The organism is Micromonospora sp. S4605 (genome assembly GCF_003176715.1).
Classification (GTDB): domain Bacteria; phylum Actinomycetota; class Actinomycetes; order Mycobacteriales; family Micromonosporaceae; genus Micromonospora; species Micromonospora echinaurantiaca.
Map to the genome: position 1 here is coordinate 24,354 of NZ_QGSW01000262.1, position 6,900 is coordinate 31,253.

At 74.4% G+C, this 6,900-nt stretch carries 7 protein-coding genes; 3 read left to right on the top strand and 4 right to left on the bottom strand.

Annotated features, from left to right (window positions below; genetic code table 11):
- Positions 1 to 29: 29 nt before the first annotated feature.
- Together DLJ47_RS23730 and DLJ47_RS23735 are read right to left on the bottom strand one after the other, a co-directional pair.
- Entirely contained in the window at positions 30 to 509 is a 480-nt protein-coding gene (locus DLJ47_RS23730; protein ID WP_109902888.1) for a PaaI family thioesterase, read from the bottom strand.
- Positions 506 to 2,104, bottom strand: a complete 1,599-nt coding sequence (locus tag DLJ47_RS23735) for a (2,3-dihydroxybenzoyl)adenylate synthase (RefSeq protein WP_233257982.1) — start codon at positions 2,102 to 2,104, stop codon at positions 506 to 508. The genes DLJ47_RS23730 and DLJ47_RS23735 overlap by 4 nt, the downstream gene beginning before the upstream one ends.
- A 156-nt stretch (positions 2,105 to 2,260) precedes the next feature.
- Between DLJ47_RS23735 and DLJ47_RS23740 the strand changes: the two genes are divergently transcribed.
- Positions 2,261 to 3,565, top strand: coding sequence for an acyl-CoA dehydrogenase family protein (locus tag DLJ47_RS23740; RefSeq protein ID WP_109902892.1), 1,305 nt, complete (start codon positions 2,261 to 2,263; stop codon positions 3,563 to 3,565).
- On the opposite strand, the gene DLJ47_RS23745 is transcribed toward DLJ47_RS23740, so the two are convergent.
- Entirely contained in the window at positions 3,453 to 4,139 is a 687-nt protein-coding gene (locus tag DLJ47_RS23745) for a GNAT family N-acetyltransferase (RefSeq protein WP_109902894.1), read from the bottom strand. The two genes, DLJ47_RS23740 and DLJ47_RS23745, sit on opposite strands and share 113 nt — an antisense overlap.
- Positions 4,140 to 4,186: 47 nt before the next feature.
- On the opposite strand from DLJ47_RS23745, the gene DLJ47_RS23750 reads away from it, so the two are divergent.
- On the top strand, positions 4,187 to 4,762 hold the full coding sequence (locus DLJ47_RS23750) for an NAD(P)H-dependent oxidoreductase (protein WP_109902896.1): 576 nt from the start codon (positions 4,187 to 4,189) through the stop codon (positions 4,760 to 4,762).
- Positions 4,763 to 4,828: 66 nt separating this feature from the next.
- Here DLJ47_RS23750 and DLJ47_RS23755 read toward each other — a convergent pair whose 3' ends face one another.
- Complete coding sequence (locus DLJ47_RS23755) at positions 4,829 to 5,053, bottom strand: hypothetical protein (protein WP_109902898.1); 225 nt, start codon at positions 5,051 to 5,053, stop codon at positions 4,829 to 4,831.
- 163 nt (positions 5,054 to 5,216) lie between these two features.
- On the opposite strand from DLJ47_RS23755, the gene DLJ47_RS23760 reads away from it, so the two are divergent.
- Positions 5,217 to 6,900, top strand: a 1,684-nt coding sequence (locus DLJ47_RS23760; protein ID WP_109902900.1) for a carbamoyltransferase N-terminal domain-containing protein, incomplete at its 3' end; no start/stop codon positions are given.

Sequence of the window (6,900 nt, forward strand, 5' to 3'; positions counted from 1 at the left end):
GCGGACAATCGCCATCCGTGTCGAATGGCTCACGGTAGGTTACTCGACGTCCCCTCCGGACGGCTGACCCGCGCGCGCAGCCGCGCCGCGGTCTTCTCCGAGATCACCCGGAAGGTGCCGGTGGCGGTGGCGAGCACCTCGGCGTCGGCCCGGAACACCGCCGACGCGCGCACGTCCGTCCCGGCGACCTGGCCGATCTCGGCCCGGGCCAGGTACGGCACGTCGACCCGCAGCGGCCGGTGGAAGTCGGTGGAGCTGGCCAGCGTGATCGCGATCCGGCCGGTGGTGGTGACCACCGCCCAGGCCATCGCCTCGGCCAGCACGGCCATCGCCAGTCCGGAGTGGACGTACGTCGGGGCGCCGCAGTGCAGCTCGTCGAAGCGCACGGTGGCCTCGACGTGGCCGTCGGCGTCGTCGTACCAGAGCGGGACCGCCAGCCCGCGCGGGTTGCCGGGCGCACAGACGAAACACCGGGATCCCGGCGCCTCCCGCAGCCGTCGCAGCGTCATCCCCAGGCCCCGGCCCCGAGCTCGCGCAGCAGCCGCTTGTCGACCTTCCCGACGCTGGTGCGCGGCAGCTCGTCTACCACCTCCAGCCGGTCCGGCAGCTTGTAGCCGGCCAGCCCGCGCCCGGTGAGGAAGGCGCGCAGCTCGTCCAGCCCGACCGGTTCGCCGCGCGGCACCAGGTAGACGCAGATCTTCTCGCCGAGGGTGGCGTCCGGCACGGCCACCGCCGCGCACGCGCGCACCGCCGGGTGGGCGCCGACGTGGTCCTCCAGTTCGGTGGCGCCGATCTTCTCGCCACCGCGGTTGATCACGTCCTTGATCCGGCCGCGGACGGCGAGGTTCCCGTCCTCGGTGATCCGGACCAGGTCGCCGGTGCGCAGGAAGCCGTCGGGCGTGAACGCCTCGGCGTTGTACGCCGGCGCCCGGTAGTAGCCGCGCAACGTGCACGGGCCCCGCACGAGCAGCTCGCCGACCTCCCCGGGTGGCACGTCCACGCCGTCGGCGTCGACCACCCGGTACTCGTCGGCGGCGGCCAGCGGCCGGCCCTGGGTGTGCGCCACCACGTCCGGCGGGTCGGTGAGCCGGGTGTAGCTGAGCACCCCCTCGGCCATCCCGAACCAGTGGGTGAGCCGGCAACCCGCCGCCAGCACCCGGTACGCCACCTCGGGTTGCAGGTTGGCGCCGCCGACCTGCAGCAGCACCGGCCGCAGGTCCACCTCCAGCAGCGGTGCCAGGTCCACCCAGACCGGCAGCAGCGGCGGCATCAGCGTGGTGAAGGTGACGCCCTCGGCGGTGATCAGCCCGAACGCGTCGTCCGGGCTCGGCGTCGGGCTGAGCACCACGGTGCCGCCGACGGCCAGCGTGCCGAGCACCCCGGGGCAGCCCAGCGCCGCGTTGTGCGCCGCCGGCAGCGCCGCCAGGTAGACCGAGCGCTCGTCCACGCCCAGCGCCTCGGCGCAGGCCCGCAGCTGGTAGGCGTAGTCGTCGTGGGTGCGGGGGATCAGCTTGGGTAGTCCGGTGGTGCCCCCGGAGAGCAGGAAGAAGGCGATGTCGCCGGGCGCCGGCCCGGGCAGCGCCAGCGGCTCGGCGTCCACCTCGGACAATGCCCGGAACTCGCCGGGCTCGCCGACGATCAGCACGTGCGCCAGAGCCGGGTTGGCGGCGCGCAGCTCGGCGGCGAGGGGCCGGTAGTCGAAGCCGGCGAACCGGTCCGGCGCCACGTAGGCGCGGGCGCCGGTCAGCTCGGCTAGGTGGCCCAGCTCGGCCATCCGGTGCGGCGCCAGCGCGTACACCGGCAGCGCGCCGAGCCGGAACAGCGCCAGCGAGAGTTGCACCAGCTCGGCGACGTTGGGCAGCTGCACCAGCACCCGGTCGCCGCGGCGGATGCCGAGCGCTGCCAGGCCGGCAGCGGTGCGGTCGGCCCGCCGGTCCAGCTCCGCGTAGCTCCACCGCCGGTCGCCGTGCACCAGCGCGGTGCGGTTCCGGTCGGGCACGGTCCGTCCGATGGCGCCGAGGGTCTCGCCCCGCCAGTAGCCCTCGGTCCGGTAGCGCCGGGCGAACTCCGCCGGCCAGGGCACGAAACCGTCCAGTGCGTCCACGCCCCGCACTATCGGCGGCGACCGTCGGGGCCGGCAAGGGTGGTCATTGCGCGGCGGTCGGACGCGGCCGCGGGCGGCAACGGCGCTCGTTGCGCCGCTCGCCGGTGCGTCCGTAGGGTCCGACTCGCCCGCGTCCCGAGTCATTGGAGGTACGCCATGACCCGACCGCTGTCGGCGAGGACCCCGGCCGGTGCCCGGATGGTCGAACTGGCCGAGGAGCACGCGGCGGACTTCGCCACCCGGGCCGCGCGCTACGACGCGGAGAACACCTTCGTCCGGGAGAACTTCGCCGCGATGCGGGCCAGCGGCTTCCTCGCCGCCACCGCGCCGGCCGAGGCCGGCGGGCTCGGCGTCGACTCGCTGCACGACCTGACGGTGGCGGTGTCCCGGCTGGCCCGCGGCTGCCCGGCCACCGCCATCGCCGCGAACATGCACCTCGGCTTCACCTTCGACATCAGCCGCACCCTGCGCCGGTCCGCGGACGACGCGCCGTTCACCGCCCAGCTGCGCATCCTGGTCAAGCTGCTGGGCCGGGGCCGGCTGGTGATGTCGCACGCCGGCACCGAGCCGGGTGGCGCGTTCTCCTTCCCGACCACCGAGGCCCGGCCGGCCGACGGCGGCTACCTGATCACCGGGCACAAGACCTTCGCCACCAACTCGGCGGTCGCCGACGCGTTCACGGTCTTCGTCCGGGTGCCCGACGGCGCCGGCTGGTACCGGATGGGCAGCGCGGTGATCCGGCGCGGCACGCCCGGCCTGACTGTGCTGGACAACTGGGACGCGGTCGGGATGCGCGGCTCGGGCAGCAACGACGTGGTGCTCAGCGACTGCTTCGTGCCGGCCGACATGGTGCAGCTGGGCGGTCGGGTGGGTGAGCCCACCACGGCGATGTGGCCCGGCCTGGTCGCGGTGAACTTCCCGCTGGTCGGGGCGTACCTGGGCATCGCCGAGGCGGCGCACGAGCTGACCGTGACGGCCGCCCGGACCCGCAAGCGCAAGCCGTACGACCACCTGCTGGCCGAGCGCCCGGCGGTGCAGGTGCAGCTCGCCGAGATGGAGGTGGCGCTGGCCACCGCCCGGGCCACCCTGGGCCGCACCTGCGAGGCGATGGACGAGTTCCTGACGCTGCCCGAGGACGAGCTGACCATGGACGCCGTGCACCGGGCGGTGATGGATTACCAGTGCACCAAGCTCATCGTCAACCGGGCCGCCACGGAGGTGGTCGACCAGGCGATGACGGTGGTCGGTGGTGGGTCGTACCTCACCGGGCACCCGCTCGGCCGGCTCTACCGGGACGTGCGGGCCGGCGGGTTCATGCAGCCCTACTCGCCGATCGAGGCCCGGGAGTTCATCGGCCGGGTGTCGCTGGGTCTGGATCCGTTCGCCGAGCTGCGGACGCTGGTGCCGGCGGCGCCGGACGCGGCCCCGGTCGGCGCAGGAACCACAGCGGAATCCCGATGACCCGCACGGTGCGCACCGCCCGCCAACCCAGCGCCCGGTAGAACCGCACGTTGGCCTCGGTGTCGGTCTCGCACCAGCCGTCGTGTCCGTCGGCGTCGAGCACGGCGGTCAGCTCGCGCACCAGCCGCGCGCCGACGCCCCGCCCCTGGAACCCGGGCTCCACCGCCACCGGCCCCAGGTGCCAGTGCGGCTCCGGCAGGTCGTTGACCGCGTACGTCGCCTGCACGTAGTCGGCTCGGCCCGGGTCACCGGGCGGCGGCTCTGGTCCGCCCGCCACCTGTGTGGCGCGCGGACCGTAGGTGCTGCCGACGCAGGCGCCCGGCGGGGTGGCCCCGGCGACGCCGACCAGGCAGCCCCGGTGGAAGGCGCCGAGCGCCGGGCCCGGCGGCCGGTGGAAGAAGGCGGTCCAGATCGGCTGCATGTGCGCCAGCCGGTCGAACGGGTCGGCGCCGCACATCGCCAGCGTGGTGGGGTTGTCCCGCATTGCCCGGGCGACCAGCCCGCCGGCCAGCCGGCGTTCGTCGGGGCGCAGGCCACGGACCTCCAACCGGGGCGGGTCGCCGTGGTCAGCCATGTCGCGGAACGTAGCAGCGCCGCGTCGGGCCGTGCCAATGTGTGGCAATGACGTCTGTCGACAGTGGCCCGGTTCCGTTCACCGTCCTGGTCGGCAACCCGCGGCCCAGGTCGCGTACCCGGGGCGTGGTGCTGACGGCGGCGGAGCTGCTGCGCGAGCGGCTGGTCGAGGCGGGGGTCGAGCTGGCCGCGCCGACCCTGGTCGACCTCGCCGAGCTGCCGGCCGGGTTGATCGTGGCCGAGGACCGGTGCGCCGCCGTGCGCGAGGCGTACGCCGCGGTGACCGGCGCGACGCTGCTGCTGGTCGCCTCGCCCACCTACAAGGGCAGCTACACCGGGCTGCTGAAGCTCTTCCTGGACCTGCTGCCCCGGCACGGCCTGGCCGGCACGGTGGCGGTGCCGATGATGACCGCCGCCGACCGCGGCCACCGGCACGCGGTCGAGAGCTACCTGCGCCCGCTGCTGGTCGCGCTCGGGGCGGCGGTGCCGACCGCGGGTCTGTCCGTGCTCGAGTCGGAGTTCGGCGCCGTCGAGCGGGTGCTGTCGACCTGGTCGGCCGCGGCGACGCCGGCGCTTGGCGGGTTGCTGGACCGGCGCTCGCGCCCGCTGCTCAGCCGCGCCTGACCGGGCGCTCCCCGCCGGCGTCGTCGAACCGGCCGCGCCCGACCGGGCGAGGCCCGGCCGGGTGCGTCAGGGGTGCCGGCCCTCGTCGATCCAGCGGCGGAACAGTGCCACGTCCTCGTCCGGCCACGGCGCGTCGCACGGCATCGAACCGTCCGCGAGGCGCTCGTGGATGGCCTCGGCCCACGCGCAGACGTCGGCGTGGTCGGACAGGTCGAAGGCGTGCGGCATCTCGAGGTCCAGCTCGCGGAAGAGCGGCAGCACGTCCCTGGCGAAACTCACCGGCTCCGGCACGTCTGGCAGTGTCGCCGCGGACCGCACCGCCGTTCAACTGCGGAATCGCGTCACTCGCCCGGGTCGCGGGTGGTTCTGCGCGCCTTGTCGCCCCGGCTGGGCCGCGCCTATGTTCCACCACGACCCAGGTCGCCGCCGACCGGTCGCGCCGGGAGGAGAAGCGATGTCTGCACCCCTGATCTGCGGGCTCAAGATGACCCACGACGGCGGCTTCGCGATCGTGGAGGGCGACCGCCTGCTGCTCTCGGTGGAGGCGGAGAAGCTGGAGAACCGGGAACGGCACGCCACCTTCAACCGCTCCGCCGACATCGCCGCGCGGCTGCGCGACGCCGGGATCTCCCCGGCCGACCTGACCAGTGTGGTGATCGACGGCTGGGCCCGGGGCCGGGAGAACGAGAGCTGGGTCGAGGTGATCGACGACGCCGGCACCGCCCGGCCGGTCGAGGTGGCCGGCTACGACGACGCGCCGGCGGACTCGCCCCGGCTGCTCGACGGCCGAGTGGGCAGCAGCCCGCTCTTCGGCCCGGCGCCGACGGAGTTCCGCAGCTTCAGCCACGCCACCGACCACGCCTTCGCCAGCTACTGCACCAGCGACTTCGCCGCCCGGGACGAGCCGGCGCTGATGCTGGTCTGGGACGGCGGGATGGCGCCCAACCTCTACCACTACGACCCCCGGCGGCGGGCGGTGCGCGCGTACGGCCCGGTGGCGGAGGTCTCCGGCGGCATCTACCCGATCTTCGCGTCGCACTTCGGCCCGTTCCGGGTCGACCACTCGCGGCGGCTCGCATCCAACCCCGGCCCGGGCATGGAGGCGCTGCTCCCGGTCTCCGGCAAGGCGATGGCGTACGCCTCCCTCGACCCGCCGTCGGAGGAGGCCGTCAAGCTGATGGAGGGCGTCACGGCGGCGATGCTGCCGATCGACCGGGCCATCAAGTCGTACGGGTGGAGCCGGCGGGTGCAGCAGGAGGCCGCCGCCCTGGGGCTCTCCGACGCCGCGCTGCTCGCCTCCTTCCAGGAACACCTGTTCCGGGTGCTCGTCGACGGGCTCAAGCAGAAGCTCGCCGAGCTGCCCGAGCTGGACGGCCTGCCGATCTGCCTCTCCGGCGGCTGCGCCCTGAACATCAAGTGGAACGCCGGGCTGCGGGCCAGCGGCCTCTTCGCCGACGTCTGGGTGCCGCCGTTCCCCAACGACGCGGGTTCGGCGATCGGCGCGGCCTGCGTGGAGATGATCCGCAGCACCGGGCGGTCCGCGCTGCGCTGGTCGGTCTTCGCCGGCCCGCCGGTGACGCCGACCCGGCGGACGCCGGCCGGCTGGTCCAGCCGCCCCTGCGAGATCGAGGAGCTGGCCAAGCTCCTGGAGGAGCAGGGCGAGCCGGTGGTCGTGGTGCACGGTCCGGCCGAGCTGGGCCCCCGGGCGCTCGGACACCGCAGCATCATCGCCCCGGCCACCAGCGCTGCCATGAAGGACCGGCTCAACGCCATGAAGGGGCGGGAGTGGTACCGGCCGGTGGCCCCGATCTGCCTCCAGGACCGGGCACCGGAGGTGTTCAGCCCCGGCACCCGGGATCCGTACATGCTCTTCGACCACTCCGTCCGTCCGGAGTGGAAGGACCGGATCCCGGCGGTGGTGCACCTCGACGGCAGCGCCCGGTTGCAGACCGTGGACGCCGACAACCCGACGATGCACCGGCTGCTGACCGCGTACGAGCGGCTCACCGGCGTCCCGGTGCTCTGCAACACCAGCGCCAACTTCAAGGGCTCGGGCTTCTTCCCGGACGCGGCCTCCGCGATGCGCTGGGGCCAGGCCCGCTACGTCTGGTCCGAGGGCGTGCTGCACTGGACCGACG

Excerpts from the sequence above, each read along its gene's own strand:
- DLJ47_RS23745 (WP_109902894.1), bottom strand. The coding sequence starts at position 4,139 with ATGGCTGACCACGGCGACCCGCCCCGGTTGGAGGTCCGTGGCCTGCGC.
- DLJ47_RS23740 (WP_109902892.1), top strand. The coding sequence starts at position 2,261 with ATGACCCGACCGCTGTCGGCGAGGACCCCGGCCGGTGCCCGGATGGTC.
- DLJ47_RS23730 (WP_109902888.1), bottom strand. The coding sequence starts at position 509 with ATGACGCTGCGACGGCTGCGGGAGGCGCCGGGATCCCGGTGTTTCGTC.
- DLJ47_RS23750 (WP_109902896.1), top strand. The coding sequence starts at position 4,187 with ATGACGTCTGTCGACAGTGGCCCGGTTCCGTTCACCGTCCTGGTCGGC.